Annotated in this window: 18 protein-coding genes; 9 read left to right on the forward strand and 9 right to left on the reverse strand. The window is 44.3% G+C overall.

The window, feature by feature from the left end; genetic code table 11:
• Positions 1-25 precede the first annotated feature (25 nt).
• From DWW52_RS00220 to DWW52_RS00235, 4 genes are all read right to left on the reverse strand, one after another.
• Positions 26-1,222: an FprA family A-type flavoprotein gene (locus tag DWW52_RS00220; RefSeq protein ID WP_118713463.1), complete on the reverse strand. Its 1,197-nt coding sequence runs from the start codon at positions 1,220-1,222 to the stop codon at positions 26-28.
• 119 nt (positions 1,223-1,341) lie between these two features.
• Positions 1,342-2,547: an aminopeptidase C gene (locus DWW52_RS00225; RefSeq protein WP_118713465.1), complete on the reverse strand. Its 1,206-nt coding sequence runs from the start codon at positions 2,545-2,547 to the stop codon at positions 1,342-1,344.
• Between the two features lie 130 nt (positions 2,548-2,677).
• A complete protein-coding gene (locus DWW52_RS00230) occupies positions 2,678-3,598 on the reverse strand; it encodes a CPBP family intramembrane glutamic endopeptidase (protein ID WP_199691935.1) in 921 nt (306 codons plus the stop codon).
• Between the two features lie 112 nt (positions 3,599-3,710).
• Complete coding sequence (locus tag DWW52_RS00235) at positions 3,711-6,263, reverse strand: DNA translocase FtsK (RefSeq protein WP_118713467.1); 2,553 nt, start codon at positions 6,261-6,263, stop codon at positions 3,711-3,713.
• A 318-nt stretch (positions 6,264-6,581) separates the two neighbouring features.
• On the opposite strand from DWW52_RS00235, the gene DWW52_RS00240 reads away from it, so the two are divergent.
• Positions 6,582-8,033 carry a Do family serine endopeptidase gene (locus DWW52_RS00240; protein WP_233556612.1) on the forward strand — a complete coding sequence of 484 codons (1,452 nt, stop codon included), beginning with the start codon at positions 6,582-6,584 and terminating at the stop codon, positions 8,031-8,033.
• 98 nt (positions 8,034-8,131) lie between these two features.
• Positions 8,132-8,992 (forward strand): RNA polymerase sigma factor RpoD/SigA, encoded by an 861-nt coding sequence (locus DWW52_RS00245; protein ID WP_026207779.1) that lies wholly within the window; start codon positions 8,132-8,134, stop codon positions 8,990-8,992.
• A gap of 35 nt (positions 8,993-9,027) precedes the next feature.
• Here DWW52_RS00245 and DWW52_RS00250 read toward each other — a convergent pair whose 3' ends face one another.
• Positions 9,028-11,085 (reverse strand): helix-hairpin-helix domain-containing protein, encoded by a 2,058-nt coding sequence (locus DWW52_RS00250; protein WP_118713469.1) that lies wholly within the window; start codon positions 11,083-11,085, stop codon positions 9,028-9,030.
• 299 nt (positions 11,086-11,384) lie between these two features.
• Positions 11,385-11,891: a 5-(carboxyamino)imidazole ribonucleotide mutase gene (purE, locus tag DWW52_RS00255; protein ID WP_118713471.1), complete on the reverse strand. Its 507-nt coding sequence runs from the start codon at positions 11,889-11,891 to the stop codon at positions 11,385-11,387.
• A 107-nt stretch (positions 11,892-11,998) separates the two neighbouring features.
• Between purE and DWW52_RS00260 the strand changes: the two genes are divergently transcribed.
• From DWW52_RS00260 to ubiE, 6 genes are all read left to right on the forward strand, one after another.
• Positions 11,999-12,538, forward strand: coding sequence for a phosphoribosyltransferase (locus DWW52_RS00260; RefSeq protein ID WP_199691936.1), 540 nt, complete (start codon positions 11,999-12,001; stop codon positions 12,536-12,538).
• A gap of 80 nt (positions 12,539-12,618) precedes the next feature.
• Entirely contained in the window at positions 12,619-13,620 is a 1,002-nt protein-coding gene (gene obgE / locus DWW52_RS00265) for a GTPase ObgE (RefSeq protein ID WP_118713473.1), read from the forward strand.
• A 172-nt stretch (positions 13,621-13,792) separates the two neighbouring features.
• Positions 13,793-14,833: a DUF2776 family protein gene (locus tag DWW52_RS00270; RefSeq protein WP_118713475.1), complete on the forward strand. Its 1,041-nt coding sequence runs from the start codon at positions 13,793-13,795 to the stop codon at positions 14,831-14,833.
• A gap of 427 nt (positions 14,834-15,260) precedes the next feature.
• Positions 15,261-17,201, forward strand: a complete 1,941-nt coding sequence (locus DWW52_RS00275; protein ID WP_118713477.1) for a DUF3857 and transglutaminase domain-containing protein — start codon at positions 15,261-15,263, stop codon at positions 17,199-17,201.
• The gene (locus DWW52_RS00280) at positions 17,198-19,072 is read left to right on the forward strand and encodes a DUF3857 domain-containing protein (RefSeq protein WP_118713479.1); all 1,875 of its coding nucleotides are present in this window, start codon (positions 17,198-17,200) and stop codon (positions 19,070-19,072) included. Before DWW52_RS00275 ends, DWW52_RS00280 begins: the two co-directional genes overlap by 4 nt.
• Before the next feature lie 34 nt (positions 19,073-19,106).
• Positions 19,107-19,799 (forward strand): bifunctional demethylmenaquinone methyltransferase/2-methoxy-6-polyprenyl-1,4-benzoquinol methylase UbiE, encoded by a 693-nt coding sequence (ubiE, locus tag DWW52_RS00285; protein ID WP_118713481.1) that lies wholly within the window; start codon positions 19,107-19,109, stop codon positions 19,797-19,799.
• A 42-nt stretch (positions 19,800-19,841) separates the two neighbouring features.
• Here ubiE and DWW52_RS00290 read toward each other — a convergent pair whose 3' ends face one another.
• The 3 genes from DWW52_RS00290 to DWW52_RS00300 form a co-directional block, all read right to left on the reverse strand.
• Positions 19,842-21,131 (reverse strand): arginine deiminase family protein, encoded by a 1,290-nt coding sequence (locus DWW52_RS00290; RefSeq protein WP_118713483.1) that lies wholly within the window; start codon positions 21,129-21,131, stop codon positions 19,842-19,844.
• A gap of 537 nt (positions 21,132-21,668) precedes the next feature.
• Positions 21,669-24,155: an endonuclease MutS2 gene (locus tag DWW52_RS00295; protein ID WP_118713485.1), complete on the reverse strand. Its 2,487-nt coding sequence runs from the start codon at positions 24,153-24,155 to the stop codon at positions 21,669-21,671.
• A 34-nt stretch (positions 24,156-24,189) separates the two neighbouring features.
• Positions 24,190-24,891, reverse strand: coding sequence for a DUF1573 domain-containing protein (locus DWW52_RS00300; protein ID WP_118713487.1), 702 nt, complete (start codon positions 24,889-24,891; stop codon positions 24,190-24,192).
• A gap of 127 nt (positions 24,892-25,018) precedes the next feature.
• Here DWW52_RS00300 and rpsO point away from each other — a divergent pair, with 127 nt between their 5' ends.
• Positions 25,019-25,288 (forward strand): 30S ribosomal protein S15, encoded by a 270-nt coding sequence (rpsO, locus tag DWW52_RS00305; protein WP_027200975.1) that lies wholly within the window; start codon positions 25,019-25,021, stop codon positions 25,286-25,288.
• The last annotated feature ends 59 nt before the right edge of the window (positions 25,289-25,347 follow it).

A 25,347-nucleotide genomic window follows, 5' to 3' on the forward strand; every position in this document is an offset into this window, starting at 1 on the left:
TCGTTTTTGAATATTTATTGCAAGATTAGCAAATTTCATCCAGTTTGTCAGCCATAGCATAGGCGATGTTGCGGCAAGTCTCAAAATCTGCATCTTTCGGGCAGCCACAGGCTTCGCAAGCGGGGGCAACCACTTCCCATTTGATTTTTTCTGCGAATTGGTTGAAGCGGGGCATAGCGCCTCCTGCCCAAGCTTTTCCGCCAAAGAATGCGACAACGTGGTTTTTCACGCCCATGTGTTCCAACTCGAACAACAGGGTTTCCATGGTCGGGAAGGCGTTACCGTTGTAAGCGCAGCTTCCGAGGATAACTCCTTTATAGCGGAAAATGTCATTGATGATGTACGAGGGGTGAGTCTTGGAAGCATCGTGGATACGTATTTTCTTGATCCCTCTTTCTGCCAGGAAACGTGCGATGATGTCCGCCATTTTCTCGGTATTTCCGTACATGGAACTGAACACGATGACAACGCCTTTGTCCGTGTCGTACTTACTCCATTTGTCGTATTTTGCCACGATTTCGGCGATATGTGAACGACGGATCGGGCCGTGGGTGGCGCAAATCATCTTGATCGGTAGACCACCTAGTTTTTTCAATGCAGTCTGTGCGGGTTGTCCGTATTTTCCGACGATGTTAGAGTAGTAACGACTGATTTCTTCTTCCAGGTAGTCCAGATCCAGTTCGTCATCAAAAATACCCCCGTCAAGTGTCCCGAAAGCTCCGAAGATATCTCCGCTGAACAGGATACCCTCGGTGGATTCGAAAGTAACCATGGTCTCCGGCCAGTGGAGCATCGGAGCCATGTAGAAATTCAATTTATGTTTCCCAAGGTCGAGAGAATCGCCTTCTTTCACTTCGATCAGGTTTTCGCAAACCCCGTAGAAGTTTTTCAGCATGGGGAATGTTTTGGCGTTACCGATGATTTTCACGTCCGGGTAATGGCACAACAGGGCTTTGATGGCCCCGGTGTGGTCCGGTTCCATGTGGTTTATCACGAGATAATCCACGTGTCGTCCGTTCAGTAATTTCTCGATGTTCTCCACGTAGTCATCCATTTTGCTTCTTTCGATCGTGTCGATAACTACCACTTTTTCGTCCACGATGATATAAGAATTATAAGCAACACCTTTTGGAATAGGCCAGTAGTTTTCGAAGATATGCGTTCTTCTGTCATTGACTCCAATCCAGTAAATGTCTTTCTTAATTTCTCTCGCTAAGTTCATATTATCTAATTTTTTATGTATTTCTTATCCTTCTCGCGAAATTATGAAAAAAGGCCGTCAAACGCGAAGAATGACGGCCTTTTTTTTATAGTTTTTCTCTAACCTCAGATAGAGTGGATTTATTTGATACCAAGTTTTTTGCGAATATCCTTCGGGATAGCATTCTTGTGAACGATGATGTTCATCGTTTTGTATTTCATGAATGGTTCGGAAGCGTAGAAGTACCCACCGAATTTGTTGTATTTGTTCCAAGAGTTTTTCACGATATAGTAAACCGTACCGTTCTGATCCTTTGCTTTACCGATCACGTGCATACCGTGGTCATCGGTTGTTAGGTAGTTGTCGAACTCTTGTTGTCTCATTTCTTGAGTAATCTCTTTTTCAGGAGCCGGGCCTTGTCTGAAAGCGTCCGGAGTTTGGTTGCCTTTAGGCATGGATTCCCATTTAGCGATCTCAGCACCGCTCATTTCTTTGGTGTCGGTTGTCGGAACAACAGCAACTCCCGGTTGAGAAGTTTGGAATCCTTTCTCGCTCACGTCAGAAGCCCAAGCGAAAGTGTAACCGTTGTCGATAGCGCTGCTCATAACTTTTGCCAGTTCGTCTATCGGCAAGTTGTAAGACATTCCCCATAACCAGTTATCCGGAACTTCGATAGCGAATTGAGTGTAGAACGGGTGGTGGGTGAATGAAGTCAAGCTTACATAGTCATCCATGTTTAATCCTACAACCTCGTCTGCGAAGGTTCTCGGGGTGTATTCTTTACCTTTGTATTCAAATTTCTCGGGTTCTTCTCCAAGATAAGCATCCAGAATTCCGTCGAATCCTTTTTTCCATGCGGAGCTTAATTTCTTGTTTGAATTTTTGATAACAGCGTTAACGTAACCAGCTAACACGTCATCGATTTCTCCGAAAGCGTGGTTCGGCTCTCCATAGTTCAATCCCATATACACGTCCATCGGAACAATTCCATAATTTTTGATCACGTGCATCACGTCGCAGAATGCCCCACCGACAGCGAAGTTCATGTTTCCATGCAGGCGAACGAATTTGGTTGCCTTGTCGCTATAAGCATGTCTTACGATGTACATGGCAGAAAGATCAATGGGTTCTTTGCCGTTACGAATCATTTCCGATTCGAAGAATGAGATTCCTGACCATGACCAGCAGGTACCTGCACGAGCTTGATCTTTTACGGATGTTGCCGGTAATCTTTTGATATCGGTGAATTGATATCCTTTCGGTTGATTTACTTTTACATCTTGTGCGTTACCCAAGAATGATAACCCGAAGATGAAAGCGAACATTAAAGATGTGATTTTTTTCATTTTATTGAAACTTCGATTTATAGATTAATATAATTGTTATTGCACGTTTTTTTGATCGCAGCCAAAGATACAATTTTATTGGTCACGTGGTTAACTTGTTGTGAGTATTAAGAAAATTTTAAGAACTTCTCTACTCGACAACTTCCCGTTCTACTTTTCCCCACAAGTTTATTTTGGAGAAGAATTTGTATTTCCGGTTACAAACCCAGATGAAGATGATCCCGCACACAAGCATCACCACTGTATCCATGTGAGAGGCCTGCGGGGCCATATCCTTGAATAATGCATGAGTTTGTAGTGCAGAAGCGTCATGGGTGACCACGATAGATGAGATCACGTTGTTGGCGAGGTGTAAACCGAGTGCCAGTTCAAGGCCGTCATCCAAGATAGCGATTAATCCGAGGAGTAATCCCATGAGAATGTATTGCGGCATGGCAACCCAGAAACCGAAGCGATCCACTTCGGGATTGGAACCGTGAAGTAAACCGAAAGCGAATCCCGTGAGTAACAGGGCTACCCATCTGTATTTGAAAAGCAAGATGCTACCCTGCATGAGGTATCCCCGGAAAATGAATTCCTCGAACGCCACTTGGAACGGGATAAAGATCAGAATCACGACACACATCATGATGAAGTTAAACGGTTCGAATTGGAATACGAGAGTGGACGTGTCACTAAAACCATATTGTGCTCCGAGTAGTATAATCGTTAAAAGTCCCCATACGGCGGCTCCGAAGAGCGTGCGTTTCACGTCAAAGCGGTTCCTGCCGGAGAGAATGTCGAGCGGCTGTTTATGATGAAGCCATTTCACGCATCCAAGGAGAGCGAAAACCCCGCCTGCGAAGGTGAACAACATGAGTGCCAGTCCCAGGTTCGTGTTCGTGACTGCCAAAATGTTGGCGGATTGCCCGCTTAATATTTCCGGATTCATAATGATTCCGTATACGGCTAACGGAATAGATGCTGCCTGTACTGCCGCAAATACGATGACTAGCGTGAGTATGTATAAATACCACTTATTGTTACCTCTGTACGCTTTTTCTAAAAACATGGTTTTGATAATTGATAATTGAAAATGAGCTTTTTGTTTTTGAATTTTCAATTGGTTATACTTGGTTTTAATTTTGTACTCTATTTAGTTTTTATCTTTTAACTTTTAGCTCTTAAAACCGTTCTTCCACGCTTTTAAGTATATGTTCCAAGCTGTACTCGTCGGGGATGAGAACCTGACGGGCTTTGCTACCTTCAAAAGGCCCCACGATTCCGGCGGCTTCCAGTTGGTCGATGATTCTTCCGGCACGGTTATAGCCGATCGAGAAACGTCGCTGGATGGAGGAGGTGGAGCCTTGCTGGGTGTTAACCACCAGCCGGGCGGCTTCCTCGAACAACGGGTCTTTCATTCCGAGGTCCATATCTCCACTAACCCCGTTTTCCGTGTCGGAAACGTATTCGGGTAGGGCGTAGGCTTCCGGATAACCTTGTTGATCTGCGATGAATTTCGTGATTGCGTCTACTTCCGGGGTATCTACAAATGCGCATTGCACGCGAACCATTTCGCTGTCTTTCGAGATTAACATATCCCCGCGGCCGATCAACTGGTTGGCTCCCGGGGAGTCTAGGATCGTACGCGAGTCAATCATGGAGGCCACTTTGAAGGCGATTCGCGCCGGGAAGTTGGCTTTAATGATTCCGGTAATGATATTGGTCGAGGGACGTTGCGTGGCGATAATCATGTGGATACCCACGGCACGGGCTAATTGGGCGATCCGGGCAATAGGTTGTTCCACCTCTTTTCCGGCAGTCATGATCAGATCGGCAAACTCGTCAACAACAACTACTATATAAGGTAAGTAACGATGACCGTTGTTCGGGTTGAGTTGCCGTTTCACGAACTTCTCGTTGTATTCTTTGATATTTCTGACGTGAGCCATTTTCAATAAATCGTAACGGCTATCCATTTCAATACAGAGTGAATTCAATGTAGCGACGACTTTCTCGTTCTCGGTGATGATCGCTTCCTCCGAATCAGGCAACTTGGCCAAGAAATGTTTTTCAATGACCGAGTAGATGCTTAATTCTACCTTTTTAGGGTCAACCATCACGAATTTCAGTTGTGACGGGTGTTTTTTGTACAAAAGCGAGGTAATGATGGCATTCAATCCTACTGATTTTCCTTGTCCTGTGGCTCCCGCTACCAGCAAGTGAGGCATCTTGGCCAGGTCGAACGTGTAAGGTTCGTTCGAAATGGTACGTCCTAAGGCCACGGGGAGAGCATATTTGGATTCTTGGAATTTCTTCGAAGCGATGATCCCTCGCATAGAAACGACTTCCGGATTCTGGTTCGGAACCTCGATACCAATGGTTCCGGCTCCGGGGATCGGTGCGATGATACGTATTCCCAAAGCTGACAGGCTTAACGCTATGTCGTCTTCCAGATTTTTGATTTTCGAGATTTTGATACCGGGTGCCGGAACGATCTCGTAGAGGGTAACCGTGGGGCCAATCGTGGCTTTGATTTTGGTAATCTCTATTTTGTAATGCCGTAAAGTTTCGATGATCGTATTTTTATTCTCTTCCAACTCGTCGGCAGTTACTTTTGGAGAACCGGAAGAGTGTTCTTCTAGTAGTTCTAGAGAGGGATACTGATAGTTGGATAAATCCAGCGTCGGATCGTATTCCGTATCCGGCATCAGGTTTTTAGTTAATTGTTCTTCCAGTTTGTCGGCCATTACCGTTAATTCGATGTCTTCGTTGGCTAATGGGGTAGTATTTTCATCCCGTTCCTGTCGTTTGTCGTGATTTTCCTCGGTAGACAAATCGAAATGGCGTTCTGTGGTGAAGTCCAGTTCCGGTTTGTGGATTTCCGGTTCTTCCGGTTCCCCGGTGTCCGTTTCATCCAATTTCTGGGAATAGAATTCCTCTTCGGTAGGTGATTCTGCCAGGATCACGTTCAGTTCTTCTTTTTCATCCTCTTCTTCTGGTTGTTTCTCTTCCTGTTGCTGTTCTTCGTTTTCTTTGGCTTTTGCCATGTCCTCTTGGCGACGGGCGAGTGCTGCTTCACGGGCCAATGCTCTCTCTTCTTTACGTTGTGCCCGGCGTGCAAAGTAGTTTTTTACCAGGGTAGCACATCTGTTGAAGGCGTTTTCGAACCCGAAGAAGAGAATTGCTGCAAATGAAACCACGAGCAGAAAGAAGGATCCGATCTCCCCGATGAACGAGTTCAGCCAGAAACACACGAAATAACCGTGAGCACCTCCCGGGAACACGTACCCAGAGGGTAGGAAATTGAAAATATATCCTAATAATAAAGAAATCCAGATGATCAATACGAAACTAATGATGATCTTTTTTCCGAATTTTTTAATGTTACGTCCGGCAATACGCAATCCGATGATGAATAATAGATAACAAAAGATAAAAGATGAAACACCGAACCACCGGTTGATAAGGAGGTCGGAAAGAAAGGCTCCCAGTTTCCGTCCCGGATTCCCAACCTCGATATTCGGGTTGGTAACCAGTTCACGGGCTTCCTTGTCGATTAGGCTCTGGTCCATACCTCCGGTGAAAAAGAATCCCGCCAGGGAGACTAGCAAATAGATTGAAAATAGCATGAAAATCAACCCTACAACCACACGAGTCCGGGGATCTTTCAGAAAACCAAATGAATACGAACTACGTGGTTTCTCGTTCTTTTTATTATTTATACGTGTTATCATGTAAATTGAAATTATCGAAATCGCAGGTACAAATATACGAAATGTAAAATTTAGAATGAAACAATTCCGTGATTTCCGATTCTATGATTAAGTGATTATTAAAAACGTTAGCCTTGTGCGGATGGAATCACCTAATCGGAAATCATGAAATCACAATATCAATACTGATCGGATTTAAAATTTGACATCAAAAATCTAAAATAGTATTAATTAAGAATTTCTTAATATTCAGTTGGCAAGGATATTGCTAATATTGTGGTAGACAAACAAATCATAGATAGTTTACGTTTAACCGATAAAGGAGATAAAGATATGACAATGAGAAAATCATTTTTGAATGTAGGACTGGGAGTTGTTGGCGGATGCCTTGCTTTCGTGGCGATAGATGCTTTTAGGGGGAGCGACGCCGCTCCGGCTTCACGGCTGGAAATAGCATCTCCCGCGGCAGTCCGTCCTGTTTCTCTCTCATCGAATGCGGCACTTCCGGCAGGAGGTCCGGGAAGTGTGGATTTGAGGGAAGCTGCCAAAAAGACAGTTCCGGCTGTCGTTCATGTCAAAACGGTACAAATGGGCCGGGAATATATAGGTAATCCGTTTTTGGATTTCTTCTATGGAAATGCACCCCGTACTAGGGAAGCCCCGCAAAGAATGGGATTCGGTTCGGGGGTGATTGTTTCGGATGATGGATACATTATCACGAATAATCACGTGATTGATAATAGTGATAAGATCACTGTTGTGCTAAATGACCGTAAGGAGTACGAGGCAAAGGTGATCGGTACGGACCCGAACACGGATATAGCCTTGATTAAAATCGAGGAAAAGGGATTACCTTATTTAGAGTATGCCGATTCTGATGATGTTGAACTGGGCGAATGGGTGTTGGCGGTTGGTAACCCGTATAATCTGACTTCTACCGTGACGGCCGGGATTATTAGTGCCAAGGCGCGAGAGTTGGGAATTAATCCGAACGAGATGAGTCTGGAATCTTTTTTGCAAACAGACGCCGCGGTGAACCCGGGAAATAGCGGGGGAGCTTTGGTGAATGCCAAGGGTGAGTTGATAGGTATTAACACGGCAATTGAATCGCCCACGGGGACTTATTCCGGTTACTCGTTCGCGGTTCCGGCTAATATCGCCCGCAAGGTAGTGGGTGATTTGAAAGAGTTTGGGAATGTGCAACGTGCCGTGATCGGGATATCCATGATTGAGTTGACCCCGGCTGTTGCCAAGAAGTTAGGCATCGAGGATTTGGGTGGTATTTATGTTGCCGAGGCTTTATCCGGGGGACCGGCAGCTAAAGCGGGAATCAAACAAGGTGACGTGATTAAGTTAATCAACGGTATGGAGGTAAGTACCCGCCCCGCATTCCAGGGACAATTAGGTAAATATCGTCCGGGTTCCACGATCAAGGTTACCGTGAACAGGAACGGCAAGTTAAAGGAATTTGACGTGTTACTGGAAAATACTTCTTTGATTGTCGGCGAGGCATCTGAGATATTGGGGGCTAAAGTCGAACCCTTGAACCGGGAGGATATGCTCCGTTATCGTTTAGATAAAGGGGTGAAAATCACGGATATCAAGAACGGACCTTTTAAAGCGATCGGTTTGTCTAAGGGGTATATTATTGTGAAAATAAATGATATGGTTATTTATGATAAAGAAGATTTATTGAAAGCACTGAAAGCTGCGGAGAATGAGGGAGTTCTTATAACAACTGTTTCGCCGAGAGGACGTGTAGAGTATTACGCTTTGTCATTGCAGAATTAAAAAAAGTTAATAATGGAAAGGCGGCGATTTTAACACATTGGTTTGTGGATAAATTGTTCTACCTTTGCGTCATATTTGGGGGAGATATAAGAACGACTATGAGACAGCTAAAGATAACAAAATCTATAACGAATCGGGAGAGTGCTTCTCTCGATAAGTATTTGCAGGAGATCGGTAAGGAGGATCTGATTACAGTAGAGGAAGAGGTTGAGCTTGCCCAACGCATCCGGAAAGGTGATCAGAGAGCATTGGAGAAATTAACCCGTGCAAACTTACGTTTCGTGGTATCGGTTGCAAAACAGTACCAGAATCAGGGGTTGAGCCTTCCGGACCTTATCAACGAGGGAAACTTGGGTTTGATTAAAGCCGCGGAGAAATTTGACGAGACGAGAGGATTTAAATTTATTTCCTACGCCGTGTGGTGGATTCGTCAGTCTATTTTGCAAGCATTGGCAGAGCAATCGCGTATCGTGCGTTTGCCGTTGAATCAAGTGGGATCATTGAATAAAATCAACAAGGCCTTTTCTCGTTTTGAGCAGGAACACGAACGTCGTCCGTCACCGGAAGAGTTGGCCGAGACGTTGGATTTACCGGCAGAGAAAGTGGCTGATACGTTAAGAGTATCCGGTCGTCATATCTCGGTAGACGCTCCTTTCGTGGAAGGTGAGGACAACAGTTTGCTTGACGTGTTGGTGAACGATGACTCTCCTGTTGCAGACAAGACTTTAATTAACGAGTCTTTGTCGACCGAGGTGGAAAGAGCTTTGGCTACATTAACAGAGAGAGAACGCGATATCATCCGTTTGTTCTTCGGTATCAACTGTCAGGAGATGACATTGGAAGAAATTGGTGAGAAGTTCGGGTTAACCCGTGAACGTGTCCGCCAGATCAAGGAAAAGGCCATTCGTCGCCTGAGACACTCTTCCAGAAGTAAGCTATTAAAAACTTATCTAGGATAAATGAAAGGGGCTGAATTTTTATAGAATTCAGCCCTTTATAATTTTATACGGATCTGGAGAGTGAGATCGAAGAGTTTGTTGTCATTGACCTGAGTTAATGAAGAGCTGAGGGTGGATTTATCGGGATAGTAGGTGATACCGGCTTTCAGATAGAAGGTGATGAGAGGATAAGGTTTCCAGTTTAGATTCAGGTACGAGCGAAAGCCCCGGTTGTAGTAAGCGGGAAATGAATAACCATAAAGTACATTATTTTCATAGGCATATATTCTGGCGTTATAACTGTCCGTATCGAAGTAAGCCAGGCGGAATTGAGCTTTTAGCTTTTCTTGGATAGAAGTGTACATGAAATCCTGGTAGAGTAGGTAACCGGTTTCATGTTTTTCTTTTTTCAGGTAACGGGTATAGCTGGCCCGGATGCGGGCTTGTAGTTGTAGACAAACAGGACAGGTTAGTTGGAGCCTGTATTCTTGTTTTATGCGAGATACGGATTGTAGGGTGTTTCCTATTTTGTAGTCTTCCGGTTTGTCCTCATGCTTGAAGCGAAAGGAATATTCCCACGCATGAATGGTAAGCGTGATTTCGCCGACAGTTTCTTGTCCGGTTCCGGGGATGGTTGCCTGGTAACGGGGTGAGAAGAATCGGAAACGATCGTAATAGGCGTTGATTCTTATATTGGCAAACGGGGAGCTTTCGAGTCCGAGGTAATACCCTTCCTCGTTGGTTGTGTTGGAGTATTCGGAGAAGCCATTGTTATAATGAGAGCGATACCCTTTGTCGTAATGGCGGTAGAGGGCGCATAGGGCTAAACGGGGGATACCGCTGTAACGTAGTCCATTTACAGTGGCCCATGTCCCGTTATCGCTTCTGGCGGTCTCTCCGAATAGATAGAAGTGGTAACCTCCGGTTTTATAGTCGATGCTTGCAAGTGTGCGGTGAACTCCTGTTTCGTTGTATTGTTGGTAGGATGCCTTGCCTATGGATAAAGCGGGGGAGAAGTTGTAATACAGGAATTGCATGCCGATTCGGAAGTATTTATGGTTGAGACGGACGGATAGTCCCGTGGTGAGTTCTTTTAAGTTGTGTTTTTTCTCGCATTCTGCCGTGTTCCGGTGATACCCTGTTTCATAAAGCGTGGCTGTTTGTAAGATTTCCGGGGCGAGGGTGTCGAGATCAAGCAGGTTTCCGTCAGTTTTTTTGTAAGAGACGAAAACTTCGGTGGTGAGCATTCGTGCGGGGTGAATGTTTAAGGCGATTCCTCTTAAAAATCGGTTCTCGTCCGTGGAGGTATAGGGGGCTATGCCGTTACCCGATTTCTCGTTGCTTAGCGTGGAGGTTGATTTACCGGAGGAGTAACCGCTCCACGCGATTAGTCCTTGTCCCCATTGTAATTTGTAATCCCCTACAATAACTTGATTTATAATTTTTCGGGGAGTGAAGCTAAGGTGGGCGGAGAGAAAGTCAAAACCTGTATTCTGTTTTTGGGTGAAGTAATTTTCTCCCGCATCGTTTTCCAATGTCAGACCTCCTTGCCAGTGCTGCATGTTTGTTAGCTTGTATTTGAATAATGTTCCTACGGGCGGGCCTTCAAACCGAGTACGTTGTTTGGCAAGATAATCTTTTTCGTACAGGAATGCTTTCCGGCTATATTTCTTGTATCCGGCTTGCTTGGGACGATTTGTTTTCAGACGGGCTAGGATTTCTTGTGATAGATGGTGTCCGGTGGTTTTCGTGGGTGTATAAGGTCCGACATGGATAAAAGGTTTGATGTTGGATAAATCTTGTTGACTGATACCGACAACGAGAAGGAGTTCATTGGGATGGGTGAAGGCTCCCTGTTTTTTACGGAATTCCAATAAATTATCGATTTGTGCGTCGGATAGGAAGAATAGCGTCTTTAGACTGTCGAATCCGGCCGTGTTGATATTTATCGGTTGACCGGTAAGTCGGACAAGCGTGTTGACCATATCTTCGTAATAGGATTCCGACGATTCTATATCATTGGCTTCGAGGAGTTTTTCAATATCCGGTAATCCCTGTGAATACACGGGGTACGGGAGGATAAATAGAATGACGACATATATGATTTGTCGCATGTGGTAAATATTCCGGTTAATAAATTTGCACGTACCTTTCTCCTTCGTGGGATGTTAGTCATGTGAATATACACACGTAAATAGCCGAATATTCAAAGGTATGAAATGTTTTTGATTGTTTTATAAAGTATAATTTATAAAATGAGCGAATCAATCCAATTTATAAAGTATGATTTATGAAAGAAACGTGTATTGAAAGTTTGTTCGTAATTGGATCGGTAACTAGAATTGCATTTATTTAAAATGGGTTGCCGAAAAACAACCGGCAACCCATTTATTTGAAGTCCTTTTGAGGAGTATCAATTCGTCTTGTAATCGTATTTTACTTTTGCCAGTTCGTTGTTGGCATCTACGATTTTCTTTTTCAATGATTCTTTGAAGTCGACAATTTTGGCTTTTAGCCCGGTGTCGCCGACTGCCAGGATTTGTGCGGCAAGTATTCCCGCGTTCATGGCACCATTTATTGCCGTGGTGGCAACGGGGATGCCCGGAGGCATTTGGGCGATGGCTAGAAGAGCATCCATCCCGTCGAGCGAAGCATTGATAGGAACTCCGATCACGGGGATTGGTGTCATGGCGGCGATAACACCCGGCAGGTGTGCGGCCATTCCAGCTCCGGCGATGATAACTTCAATTCCTCGTTTCTGGGCATTTTTGGCAAATGCTTCCACTTCTGCCGGCGTGCGGTGTGCGGAGAGGGCATTGATTTCAAAGGGAATGCAAAAATCGTTCAATACTTTTGCCGCCTTTTCCATTACGGGTAGGTCTGAGGTGCTACCCATGATAATACTTACTTTTGGATCCATATTTTTACCGGATTTTAAATTCAAAGTTGTACTTTTGCGCAAAGTTAAATAAAAAAATGGATTAGAGGGACGATAGGTCTATCATTCAAGAGAGAAATATGCACAAGATGAAAAAAATCAAATTGCATGATCGGGATTTTCGACTGGCGCTTGAAGCTAAGGTGATCGATCGAGAGATCGAGAAAGTTGCCGCGCAGATAAACCGGGAACTGGAGGGAGAACGGCCCCTGTTTTTAGGGGTGTTGAACGGGGCTTTTATGTTTGTTTCCGATTTATTGAAATGTATCACGATCGAGGGAACTGAGGTTAGTTTCGTGAAAATCGCTTCTTACGTTGGGGTGTCTTCAACTGGAAACGTGCAGGATGTCATCGGGTTGCGGGAAAATATCGAGGGGCGTACCGTGGTAATCGTGGAAGATATGATTGATTCGGGCGAGTCGATCATGCATTTGAAGAAGATGCTGGCGGAGAGGCATCCGAAGCAGGTGAAGGTGGCAACCATGTTTTATAAACCGAATGCTTTGAAGTATGATTTGACGATAGACTACAAGTGTATCGCTTTGGAGAATGATTTCGTGGTAGGACGCGGGTTGGATTATGATGGAGTGGGACGTAACTATCCGGACCTTTATACAATTGAAAATTGAAAATTGAAAATTGAAAATGACAAACACATGATGTCATTTTCAGTTTAAAATTTAAAATCTATAAATTTAAAATTATTGAGATGGCATCAACGAACTTTGTCGATTATGTGAAAATATTCTGTCGTAGTGGAGCCGGGGGACCGGGATCAATGCATCTTCATCGGGACAAGCGTACTGCCAAGGGGGGACCTGACGGGGGTAACGGCGGACGTGGGGGACACGTGATTTTGAGAGGAAACCGGAATTACTGGACTTTGATACACTTGAAGTTTCAACGTCACGTGTATGGTGGGGACGGGGAGAGTGGAAGCGGGAACCTGTGTACGGGTGCCGACGGGAATGATGTCATTATAGATGTTCCCTTGGGTACGGTGGCCAAGGATGCCGATACCGGGGAGACGATTTGCGAGATCACGAAAGATGAAGAGACGTGTATTGCCGTCCGGGGTGGTCGAGGTGGTTTGGGAAACTGGAATTTCCGTTCAGCCACGAATCAGACACCTCGTTATGCTCAACCGGGAGAGCCGCGGGTGGAACGGAACGTGATTTTGGAATTAAAGGTTCTTGCCGATGTCGGGTTGGTTGGGTTCCCGAACGCGGGGAAATCCACGTTATTGTCGGTTGTTTCTGCCGCCAAACCGGAGATCGCTAATTATCCATTCACGACTTTAGTGCCGAATCTGGGTATCGTGAATTACCGGGATAATCGTTCTTTCGTTATGGCTGATATCCCCGGTATAATCGAGGGCGCTCATTTGGGCAAAGGGTTGGGCCTTCGTTTTTTACGGCATATCGAACGAAATTCCGTGTTGTTATTCATGGTTCCTTCAGATAGTGAGGATATACATGCGGAGTACAAGATATTGTTGAACGAGTTGAAACAGTATAATCCCGAATTATTGGATAAAAAACGACTTCTGGCTATCAGTAAATCAGACTTTATTGATAAGGAGTTGATGGAGGAAATCGAAAAAGATTTACCCGATATCCCTTATGTGTTTATTTCGTCAGTGACGGGAAGCGGGATCATGGAATTGAAAGATATGTTGTGGCGGGTTCTGAACGAGGAACTTCATGGTTAAGGGAAGCTTGCGAGTTTGAAAGGTTGGTTTGTGGAGAAGACAATAACCTGTAACTTGCTAACCTGTAACCTGAAACTTGCCGCAGGCAATCTTTTTTATGTTTTTTTCAAGTTAACGGGGTAACCGAAGATGTTAATTGCCGTATATTCATAGGAATTTAAATAAATGACTTATGAATTACGGAATTAGTGTATTGTTTCGATTTATTCCCTTGTTGATGGCGTTGATTTGCTTTTTCTTTGGAGGGTATATTTTTGGTTACGGGAATGATGAAGCACGGTGGGTAGCGGGGCCGGTCGTATTTTCATTGGGTGTACTTTGTATAGCGTTGTTTGCCACGGCGGCAACGATCATCCGGCAATTGATTCACACGTATAATCCTGTCGCGAAATATTTATTACCAGGAATGGGATATTTGTTCGCGTTGGGAACGATGATTTGGGGTATCTACTTGTTTAGTTCCCCCGAACCTCAGAATATGTTTGTTCCCGGTCACGTGATTTGCGGGGTAGCTTTGATTGCGGCTTGTATTTCGACAGCGGCGACTTCATCCACGAAATTTACACTTATTCCGGTGAATTCGCATGGGACAAGTGACAAGATCAATCCGAGCGGTTTTTCTGCAAAGACGGAAACCGTGTTAATCGGGTTGGCGATTTTATTTTCCGTGGTAGCTTGGGTTTGGGCTATTGTATTGTTATCCGGTTCCGGGGCAGATCATTTGGTTGCTGGGAGCGTTATGACCGGGTTGGCTTGTATCTGTACGAGTCTGATCGGGTTGGTTGCAAGTATTTCTCGCCAGATCAGGAATGATTATGGTGAAAAAGATCGAAAATATTGGCCTAGACTGGTGTTTTTCATGGGGACTGTCTGCATCGTGGGAGGAATTGTAGAGTTATTGGCTGCACCTGTCCCCGTGAATACAACCGGTTTTATTCTGATCGGGTTGGGATTGGTTTGTTTCAGTATATCCAGCAAGGTTTTATTGCTCGCCAAGGTTTGGCGTCAAGAATGCAAGTTGGCGAATCGTATCCCGTTGATACCCGTGATGACAGCTTTGTTTGCTCTTTTCCTGGGAGCGTTTCTTTTTGAAGAAGCGTCTGTTGACAACGCTTTTTTTGTTCCCTCCAGGGTATTGATCGGATTGGGAGGAATTTGTTTCTCACTTTTCTCTATTGTTAGTATCTTGGAAAGCGGGACTTCAAGCAAGTAATATTCTTTCGGAGGTTTTGATTTGAGTTTATATTTCCGTGTCGCGGGAACTCTTTGTGAAGGGTTTTCGCGACTTTTTTATTTTGTCCGAGTTTGTCCGGGATTGGCATACTTTTACCGCCATCGTTCTACAAATTGAATTGGCTATATTTGTCCCGGTTTATAAAGAAGTCCGATAGTGTTTAGGGGGTGTTTAGGGAGAAATAAGGCACCACAAGGGAATGACAGACGTTTCACAGCCGTTTTACGGCCGTTTGGCAACTGTCTTTGTTTCGTTTTTGGCAGATCCCTGAATGCCTTGTCGTGCCTTATTTCCTTCTAAATACTGCCCATATTGTCAGGAAAAAGTAAATTAGCTATAGCGAATATTTGAAAATTAAAATAAATTTAATATATTTACATCAATCCTGGAACTAAAATACTACTTTATGAAAAATCTTGTATTCTTATTATTGTTCGTGCTTGTAACTATTCCCGGGTTGCGAGCGGAAAAAATCAAGTTTAAAGCCATCACTAAGAAAGAGTTAAATGTTGACAAATGTGATTTTTATCCGGAGGCAAAAGCTGTGATTTTGGAAAAAAAAGGTGAAATAGATTTTGATCTCGCGACAACAAAAGGCTTGGTGTATCGTTATAGCGAGGGTGTTCGGATTAAAATTCTCGACGATCAGATGAAGGATGCGGGTAACGTGAAAGTCCGGTTGTATTCACCTGATAATAATGTGTCCGGCGAACGGGAGAAGATCACGTATCTGAGTGGTTGGACTTATAATTTGGAGAACGGGACTATCGAGAAGACAAAATTGGAAAAATCAAATATCTATACGAATCGGTTGAATAAATATTGGGTTGAGATGAGTTTCGTGTTGCCTAACGTGAAAAAGGGATCAGTGATTGAATACAGTTACATGAAAGAATCGTCTTATTTCGAGAACTTGGAGCCTTGGGCGTTTCAGAGTGATCTCCCGACTTGCCACAACGAATTAACGTATACTATTCCTGAATATTTTAATTTTCAATCGCGTATGATGGGAAATATGTATAGCGTGCAACGGGAGGAAAAGTGGGTGAGCGATATTGTAGGGGAACTAAACTTTCGCAGCAAACGAACAAGCATGAAAGTGAAGAATCTCCCCCCGGTAGAGGAGGAACCTTTCGTGAGCAACGCTTGTGATTTACCCCTGCGAGTGGAATTTCAACTGGTGACGGTGGATCTTCCGGGACAGCCGATCTGGCATATTGCGGGTACATACGCGCAACTTAACAAGAAAATCGTGGAGACGGATTTCTGGAGAGTGGCGACAAGGGGTAATTTTCCGAAAGAGATTTCCGGTGCCGTGGTGGGGATGAATGATTTGGAAAAAGCGAATTATCTTTTTGAATGGATAAAAGGTGCGATCGCGTGGGACGGGATGTATGGAATATCTCCTTCCAAAGGATTGCGGGAGGCTTTGCGTAGCAAGTCCGGTAGCGTGGGAGATATTAATCTAGCCTTGAATGCCTTGTTTCGTGAGAACGGGTTGGAGGCTTACCCGGTAATTTTGAGTACTCGCGGAAATGGAATATTGCATCCGATTTACCCGAATTTTAATGATTTTAATTACGTGGTTTCCGTGGTGAAAATCGGGAAAGAACATTATTTGTGTGACGCCACGGCTAACGTGCCGTTGGGGCTTTTACCTCCTCGTTGTTTGAATGGTAGCGGGTGGATGATTTCAGATAACGGGGGAATGATGCTTCCGTTGAAAGGAATGGGGGCAGATGTTTCAACTGCGGTAACGACCATGCGTATTGTCGATGGAAAACTAGAGGTTGACATCGCTTTGATGGATAAGGAATATTCCGCGTTGCGCGTGTTGGATAACTACGTGAAAAAGGGGGCAGACAAGTTTCAGGAGGCATTGCAAGCCAGATACGTGGATTGGGAGTTTTCAGATTTCAATTTTAAGCCCGAAAGAAATGGTATAAGACAAAATTTTAAATTGAGAAAAAATTGTGACGGGACGGATATGATTTATATACAACCGTTTTTGTACGGGTTAGCTTCAGAACCTCTTTTCAAGCGGGATTCCCGCGTGGCGATTGTCGATTTTCCTTATGGTTCTCAACAAAATATTTCGACCGCGATAGAGATACCCGAGGGGTATGAAGTCGAGCAATTGCCGGAGGATGTGGCTTATTTGTTGTCTAATAAAGGAGCTTTGTTTACTTTTAAAGCATTGGAAGGAAACGGGGGGATTACTTTGTTGGTTACTTTTACCATGAAAAAATTAACCTATACACCACAGGAATACCCGGAGTTGAAGGATTTCTTTGATCGTTTTGCAGAGTTGTCCAAGATGGTTGTGGTTTTAAAGAAAAAGGTATGAAATACTGGTTGATAGGGATATTATTCACGTGTTGCTGGCATTTCTCAGCAGCCCAAAAGATCGAGTTCGAGGGATTGAATGAATACGTGATCAGTGATGTCAGGCATTTCACGATATTGAATGCCAAGGAATCCCGGATGGAGCGGAAATATCAGGCGATGATTCTGAATGAATATGCAGAAGATTTGAACAAAATTGTCCTTTATTACAGTAAATTTTCGAAGATTGTTTCCTTGAAGGTTTCTGTGAGCGGGATGGACGGGAAAGTGATCAAACGTTATTCTTTGAAGGATTGTCGGGATATGACCGAGGATTGGAGTGCGGTAGCATCGGAAAGCCGGGTGAAGTATCTGGATATCGTGCAGAGTCATTACCCGTATATATTGAACGTGGAGTACCGGGTGGACGATAAAGGTTCCATGTTTTATCCTACTTGGGCTCCCGTTGGGGACGAAAAACAGGGGATCAAGTCTTCGACTTTTATCGTTTCGGACCCCCAGAACGTGGGTTTTCGCTATCGGAACGGGAACGTGGCAGAACCTAAAAAGGAACCGGAAGGAACGGGTTCCCGCTACACGTGGGAAGTGCATGACGTGCGACCTGTTGTCTCGGAGCCTTTCGCCGGGAAACTGGAGGACGTGTTGCCCGTGGTGTACCTTGCGCCTGTCAACTTCGAGATGGGTGGGTATAAAGGGAACATGGAGAGTTGGGAGAATTACGGGAAGTGGATTTACCAGCTTTGTTCCGGGAGGGACGACCTGAAACCGGAGCAACTGGCCGAGATTAAGAAAGAATGTGATGCGTTGCCTTCTGTGCGGGATAAGGTGAGGGCGGTTTACCATTACGTGCAGAGAAATACCCGTTACGTGAGCGTGCAACTGGGAATCGGGGGATGGCAACCTTTTGCCGCTTCTCACGTGCATCAGAATAAGTTCGGAGATTGTAAGGCTTTGGCTTTTTATACTTGTGCTTTATTGAAAGCTGTCGGGGTCCCTTCTTTTTATACTTTAATCCGGGCGGGAAGTCACGTGGATGAAATCCCGGAAGATTTTCCCACGGCTCGTTTTAACCACGTGATTGTTACCGTGCCCGTGGAACGGGATACGATTTGGTTGGAGTGTACTTCCCAGACTTCCCCGATGGGATATATGGGAACCTTTACTTCCGACAGAAATTGTTTGTTGATCGGGGAAAACGGGGGTAGATTGATGCGTACCCGTAAGTACGGGGAAGCGGATAACCTGCAAAAGACCGAGGTGGACGTGCGTTTACATGCCTCCGGGGATGCCGATTTGGAATTGAAACGTGTTTTTACGGGGGTGGAAATTGAGAACTATGGTTTTCTGAATTTGTTGAGGCAATCGGAGAGTGATAAGAGAAAATGGATACAGGATCACGCTGATTGCGGGAATTTGGAATTGGCGGGTTACACGATTCAACCTTTATCGGGAGACGAGGTGCCCCGAACGGGGTATGACGTTAGGGGCCTTTTACGAGGATTTGCTTCGACCTCAACCGGAAGGTTGTTTTTGACTCCCTGTCGTTTCTCTAATATTTTTGATATCAAGTTGACCGCCAAGGAACGGATGTCCCCGATTGTCGTACGGTATCCGTACACGCAGGAGGACTCTATCTTAATCTCCATGCCTGAAGGGTATCGGGTGGAGGGACGGATTTTTCCCGTTTCGCTGACCACGCCTTACGGGTCTTACAATATGAAAGTGAGCGAGGAGGGTGGAAAATTAAGAATTAAAAGGTCTTTTTGCTTGAAGGCCGGTACATTCCCGAAAACGGATTACGATAAGTTCAAGGATTTTATCACGAAAGTTCAACTCGCTGACCGCAGTCGGTTAGTATTAGTCAAAAATTGATTATTTTCGCCGTTGAAAAATAAATGAAAGAGTAATGGCTAAAAAAGAGAAGGTACAAGAGATGTTCAACGGGATCGCTCCCAAGTATGATTTGTTGAATCACTTGTTATCTATGGGTATTGACAAGAGTTGGCGAAAAAAGGCGATGAAAGTTGTTGGGGCAGGGCCGAAAGAATTGGTGCTGGATATCGCTTGCGGGACGGGAGATTTTTCTATCGAGGCGCTGAAACATGGTGTGAAGCGAGTGATCGGGGCGGATATTTCCGAAAATATGCTTGCCGTGGCCAGGGAGAAAGCGAAAAAACGAGGTTTAGCCGATCGGCTTGATTTCCAGTATGGAGATAGCGAGAATCTTTCATTTGAAACGGATACTTTTGATGCGGTTACCGTCGCTTTCGGGGTGCGTAATTTCGAACATCTTGAATTGGGGCTGACTGAAATGTGCAGGGTGTTGAACCCCGGGGGGAAAGTGGTGATTTTGGAATTTTCCACGCCGGAGCATTTCCCGATGAAACAACTGTACAATTTTTATTTCAAAAATATATTACCTTTTGTCGGTGGGCTGATCTCCGGGGACCGGAAGGCTTACGAGTATTTGCCGGCATCCGTGTTTGCTTTTCCGCAGGGAGAGGAGTTTTTGAATATCATGCGGAACGCTGGCTTTTCGAATGTTTCGCAACGCCGTTTGAGTTTTGGAATTGCTAGTTTGTATATCGGGAAAAAATGAAATGATATTAAAAAAGCCTCTTTAAGAGGCTTTTTTAATTCTTTACCAGATCACGTCGTCACGATTGATCGGCATGGTCATGCATCTTGCACCACCACCACCGCGAGGAAGTTCCGATCCCTCGATCGTGATCATGTATTTTTCGTATTTGTCTAAATCAACTTTATTGTTGATCACGTCGTTGGCCCGGATGATTTCGAAACCGGCGTTATTCATGGCTTCAACCGTGTAGTTGTTGCGGGCATATCCCAACACTTTACCCGGGGCCACGCAGAAGAAATTGGCACCACTATGCCATTGTTCTCTTTCCATGTTCCAAGTTTCGTCTTCGCCACCGCAATACACGGGTTCGAGATCCATTCCCAATTTTTTCAGGGCATGCAACAAGGTTTTTTCCCGACGGATGCTGATCAATTTCCCGTGCTGAATCTTGATGTGAACAGTCTGGTAATTACCCGGACTCATGATTAACGGTTCGTATACCATACATTTGTCTTTATCCAAGAAGGTGAACACCATATCCAAGTGGATAAAGGATTCCGGGGAGTGGGGTAATTCTTGCACGAGAATGTGCTGTACTTTGTCCTCGTTCCGGCTGATAAAGTTATACATCAAGGCGTCGATGGCACGGGTGGATGTACGCATCCCGTTACCGATAACCAAGATATCATCCCGTGCGATTTGCACGTCACCTCCCTCGATTGTTAATTTGCGGAGAGGATCGGGTGTCGTCACCACGTTTAAGGTCTTGGTCTTGAATTCGGGGGTAAAGTCAAAGATGGATTGCATGATGATAGCCTCGCGATCTCGTACGGCATTTGCCATTCTACCGATAAGTACTTCGTTGTACATACTCATGGAAGCATCGCGGGTGAAGAAGAAATTATGCAACGGACGCAAATCATACCAATCTTTATTCAAGAATTTGGTTAACGTGTCGCGTTTCATTTCCACACCTTCGATGAGTAGGCGAGCCAGATCTTCTGCATCTTCATCCATTAGTTGATCTTTGATTGATCCCTTGGGAGTCTGTTCTACGATAAAAGGCTCTATTTTTTCGATGCGATTCAAAACTTCCAGCTTGGTCGCGTCGTCTTTTAAAATGTTTGTCAGGAGGTCTTTTACTTGGTAAGTTTTCGTGATTTTACCTAAAACCTCGCTGAGTTGCTTGTATTCTTTTCGTGCGATTGATAAATTTAAAATATCGCTATAGAGCGCCCTCTCAGCGTTTTCGGGAGTCATGTTTTCTACCTCCTCGCCTGGTGTATGGAGTATTACCCCATTCAGTTTTCCGATTTCGGATTGAACATTTACCTCTACAATCTTAGACATATATGTTTTTTTTTGATTACTCCACAAAAATACGATATAATGGATGATAAACCTTATAAACCACCACTATAATTATGCAAAAACCGAAAATAATTATGCACCTTTTTTGAAGGAGAAAGGGATACATTACATATCCCTTTCAATATCTCGAAGAGTTGTCCGGCCTCTCCGAGCTGGTTGCATCTTAAATATTTTGAGTATACATTTCGAATTTTTCCATCACTTTCAAAACAAACTGTATACAATGTTTTCTGTTGTGAACATACCTATTCCGGTATTTGTTGCAAAATTATAATATAAAATTGAAATTAACAAATAAAGTTCAACATAATTATCACCCGTGGCAGAATGTCGTTTTTTATATTTGTTTCCCCAAAAAATTGAATCATGCAATCAGGTCCGTTTCTTGTGTCTCGTGTGATTTGGAAGATTTCGTATGTAGTAATGATTTTGAATATGATAATTCGAGTTTGTTACTTTTTCGTCGGTTGCGCTACCAAACTGTATTCTATGTTTTACTTCCATTCTAACTACATTTTATATATCCAGTTTTACCACCGTTATTCCCGCACCTCCCATTTGCACGTGTTCATCCCCGCAATGCCCCACGACAGGGTTGGTTTTCAGGTAATCACGAATGATTTGTCGAAGAGCCCCGGTGCCGGTGCCGTGAAGGATACGAAGGTCTTTCATGTTCAGCATGACGGCATTGTCAATGAATTCCGATACTTTCATGAGAGCCTCGTCACCCCGTAGCCCCCGAACGTCTATTTCCGGTTTGAAATCCATGCGTTTTTGGCTGAGGTTCTCCATATAGTTGGAAACACTGCGTTGGGGTTTGTTTTGCGTGATTTTCTTGGCCGCGCTGTTGGATACTTTCGTGAGGCGTTCGATTTTCACCATGGTCATCAGGCCACCAAGTGCGACGACGGCATTTTTTTCATTGATCTCGATGATTTCCCCGACAGCTTTGTTGTCCACTTGCACGAGATCGCCTTTACCAAGAGTCGGTGTTTGTTTTTGTACATTCGTGGTTTCAGGGATCTCATTCCGTGGGTGTTTCCCTTTTTCTTTCTGTCTTTTCTCCCGGTTTTTCAGTTTTTCGATTTTCAGTTTTAGTCTCTCTTCTTCTTCCTCCTCGTTTGCCAATAAACGTTGTTTCTCGTTTTCAAAGGCTTGGCGGGCTTGACGGGTTTGTTCTTTCTCTGCTTGACTTTCTTTGATCTGGCGAATCGTGTTCTCGATGGTCTTGTTGGCTCCGGAGATAATTTCTTTGGCTTTTTCCTGGGCTTCCTGAATGATTGTTTTTCGGAGCTTGGAAGCGTCATCCAGTTCTTTTTTATAACGTTCCAACACTTCTTCGAGACGTTTTTCGTTGTCGTGGATGCGTTTCCGTTTCTCTTCCCAGTAGCGTTTGTCCCGGAGAATTTCTTTCAGGTGTTTGTCGAAATTCACCCGGTCTTCTCCGATTTTGCTGGCCGCATCATCCAAAATCTCCTTGGGTAGACCGATTTTCTTGGCGATCTCGAAGGCGAAAGAGGAACCCGGTTTCCCGATTTCCAGTTGGAAGAGCGGGAGCATCTGGTGACTATCGTAGAGCATCGCCCCGTTCACGATTCCGGGAGCGGAGGAGGCAAAGTGTTTCAGGTTCGTGTAGTGGGTAGTGATAACACCTTTCACTTGATTGTTGTTTAAGGCGTTCAATATGGCTTCGGCTATAGCTCCTCCCAACATGGGTTCGGTTCCCGTTCCGAACTCGTCTATTAATATGAGTGTATCCCGCGAAGCGTATCGCACGAAGTTTTTCATGTTTAACAGGTGCGAACTGTAGGTACTCAAATCATTTTCGATAGATTGCTCGTCGCCCATGTCGATGAGGATTTTGTGAAAGATACCGAATTTACTGGATTCTTCCACGGGTACGGGTATACCACATTGAAACATGTATTGTAATAATCCGGCTGTTTGTAGGCAAACGGATTTACCTCCCGCGTTCGGACCGGAAATCAAGACGATACGTTGGTCCTCGTCAATTTCTATATTCAACGGAACGACTTCTTTGCCATTGGCTTTCAGGCTTAAGTAGAGTAGGGGATGCTTTGCTCTGTACCATAACATGGAAGGAGCATCCTCGAAAAGTGGGACGATACCGTTTACCCGGATGGCGAATAATGCTTTTGCCCGCACGAAGTCCACGAATGCCATGAAGTCGTAGGCCGGGATCAAGTCATATATATAAGGACGCAGATCGTCGGCAAATTGTCGGAGTATACGGGTGATTTCTCGTTTTTCTTCGAGTTGTAACTCCCGGATCTCGTTATTGGTCTCGATAATTTCGGCCGGTTCGATATATGAGGTTTTCCCGGTGACGGATTCATCATGCACTATCCCGTTTAACTTCCGCTTGAACGCTGCGGGTACGGGGATAACCATTCTTCCGTCCCGGATCGAGATATTCGTGTCCTTGTCGGCCCATCCTTCTTCCTGTGCTTTTTGCAACAAGGCTTGCATGCGGCGGGAGATTCCGGATTGCTTTTTGGTGATGCTGTGACGGATGTTTCCCAAAGCAGGAGAGGCAGAATCCTTGATCGTCCCGAATTTAGAGACGATTGAATCCAGTCGTTGGAGGATGTAGGGAAATACCCGTACGTCTCCGGCGCGAGCGATTAGATGAGGATAACGTTCCTGGTTGTTGTTGAAAAAACGCATGATAGCGTTTAATGATTCCAAAGAATTTTTTAGAATGACCAGTTCGTTTACTTCTAGAAATAATCCTTCCACTCTTACACGCAGTAAAAATGGACGAACGTCATGATAATAGGATACCGGGAAGCTGTCTTCTTCCTGGCATATCTGCATGAATTCGGATGTTTCGGCTAAAGAGGTACGAATCCATTCGGCGTCAAACGAGAATTTTATGTCGTTGACTAACTCACGTCCCATGTCACTCAGGCAGTTGTTACTAATGAGTTGTCGAATCTTGTCGAATTTTATTTTAGTTTCAAAATTTTCGGGGTAAATCATGTGCAATTAAAAATTGAAAATTGAAAATGCAAAATTAATTTGGGGAAATTGTGAATTTGTAACTTGAGCCTTGACTCGTGTTAATTAAAACGTGATCTCCGGGTTTGATTTTGTCGGCGTGTTGCGGGAGATACCGGATGATCAGGTTGCCCATCATCTCTTTTTCGAGGGAGAGGGGGGTACAGTTAATTTCCAGGTAATCGGGTTTTAAAATAGACACGATAGAGATATTTTTTTTCCCCGTGTTGATCAGGTTTATGATCTGTTGCTTCGTTTCCACTTGTTTCAGATGTATAGTGTCCGTGTTGATGCGTAAATCTCCTGCCGTGAAGGGATATTCTTTCGGGATGTCAGTCGGTTTGGCGATGACTTCTCCTTCCAGTCTCAGCACGGTGTTCGGGGGAGTGGCATTCGTGTAGACGATGATTTTTTTCGAGAATACTCCCGGTCGATCCTTCGGGTTGAACGTGACGGAAATAATGCCACTATCCCTGGGGAGGATCGGGCGTTTGTTCCATTTGGGTGTCGTACAACCACAGGTGGTTTCGATGTATTTGATCAACAAGGGAGCTTTCCCTTTATTTATAAATTTGAAGTGATGAGTTACTTTTCCCCCGTTTTCTAACACGAATCCCATGTCGAACGTTGTTTTCTCGAAGGAGATTTTAGCTCGCTGGGCGACCAGTAGAGTCGGGGTAAAAAGTAATATACAATATAGAAATATCTTTGTCAGCATTTTTCTTGTTTTAATTATGAATTGGAATACAAAAATACAAAAAGGGTTGGAAAAGATTGTTTCATGTCAGAATAAAGTATATCTTTGCGGCGTTAAAATTAATATTAAAATTAAAGAACTGTACATCATGTATTTGACATCAGAAAAGAAAGAAGAACTTTTTTCACAGTACGGGAAGTCTAATAAAGATACCGGCTCTGTTGAGTCACAAGTAGCTTTATTTTCCTACCGTATTGCTCATTTGACTGAGCATTTAAAGAAAAACCACAAAGATTTCGCTACTCAAAGATCTTTGATTAAATTGGTTGGAAAACGTAGAGCGTTGCTTGATTACATGAAGAAAAGAGATATCGAAAGATATCGTGCTATCGTGAAGGCATTGAACTTACGTAAATAATTACATAAAAACGATCCGGGTCGTCCGGATCGTTTTGCTATTTAAATCCTCCCTCCTCC

It is taken from the genome of Odoribacter sp. AF15-53 (genome assembly GCF_003479425.1).
GTDB lineage: Bacteria > Bacteroidota > Bacteroidia > Bacteroidales > Marinifilaceae > Butyricimonas.

Coding starts and splice junctions, on each gene's coding strand:
- DWW52_RS00220 (WP_118713463.1), bottom strand. CDS start 1,222: ATGAACTTAGCGAGAGAAATTAAGAAAGACATTTACTGGATTGGAGTC.
- DWW52_RS00225 (WP_118713465.1), bottom strand. CDS start 2,547: ATGAAAAAAATCACATCTTTAATGTTCGCTTTCATCTTCGGGTTATCA.
- DWW52_RS00230 (WP_199691935.1), bottom strand. CDS start 3,598: ATGTTTTTAGAAAAAGCGTACAGAGGTAACAATAAGTGGTATTTATAC.
- DWW52_RS00235 (WP_118713467.1), bottom strand. CDS start 6,263: ATGATAACACGTATAAATAATAAAAAGAACGAGAAACCACGTAGTTCG.
- DWW52_RS00240 (WP_233556612.1), top strand. CDS start 6,582: ATGAGAAAATCATTTTTGAATGTAGGACTGGGAGTTGTTGGCGGATGC.
- DWW52_RS00245 (WP_026207779.1), top strand. CDS start 8,132: ATGAGACAGCTAAAGATAACAAAATCTATAACGAATCGGGAGAGTGCT.
- DWW52_RS00250 (WP_118713469.1), bottom strand. CDS start 11,085: ATGCGACAAATCATATATGTCGTCATTCTATTTATCCTCCCGTACCCC.
- purE (WP_118713471.1), bottom strand. CDS start 11,891: ATGGATCCAAAAGTAAGTATTATCATGGGTAGCACCTCAGACCTACCC.
- DWW52_RS00260 (WP_199691936.1), top strand. CDS start 11,999: ATGAAAAAAATCAAATTGCATGATCGGGATTTTCGACTGGCGCTTGAA.
- obgE (WP_118713473.1), top strand. CDS start 12,619: ATGGCATCAACGAACTTTGTCGATTATGTGAAAATATTCTGTCGTAGT.
- DWW52_RS00270 (WP_118713475.1), top strand. CDS start 13,793: ATGAATTACGGAATTAGTGTATTGTTTCGATTTATTCCCTTGTTGATG.
- DWW52_RS00275 (WP_118713477.1), top strand. CDS start 15,261: ATGAAAAATCTTGTATTCTTATTATTGTTCGTGCTTGTAACTATTCCC.
- DWW52_RS00280 (WP_118713479.1), top strand. CDS start 17,198: ATGAAATACTGGTTGATAGGGATATTATTCACGTGTTGCTGGCATTTC.
- ubiE (WP_118713481.1), top strand. CDS start 19,107: ATGGCTAAAAAAGAGAAGGTACAAGAGATGTTCAACGGGATCGCTCCC.
- DWW52_RS00290 (WP_118713483.1), bottom strand. CDS start 21,131: ATGTCTAAGATTGTAGAGGTAAATGTTCAATCCGAAATCGGAAAACTG.
- DWW52_RS00295 (WP_118713485.1), bottom strand. CDS start 24,155: ATGATTTACCCCGAAAATTTTGAAACTAAAATAAAATTCGACAAGATT.
- DWW52_RS00300 (WP_118713487.1), bottom strand. CDS start 24,891: ATGCTGACAAAGATATTTCTATATTGTATATTACTTTTTACCCCGACT.
- rpsO (WP_027200975.1), top strand. CDS start 25,019: ATGTATTTGACATCAGAAAAGAAAGAAGAACTTTTTTCACAGTACGGG.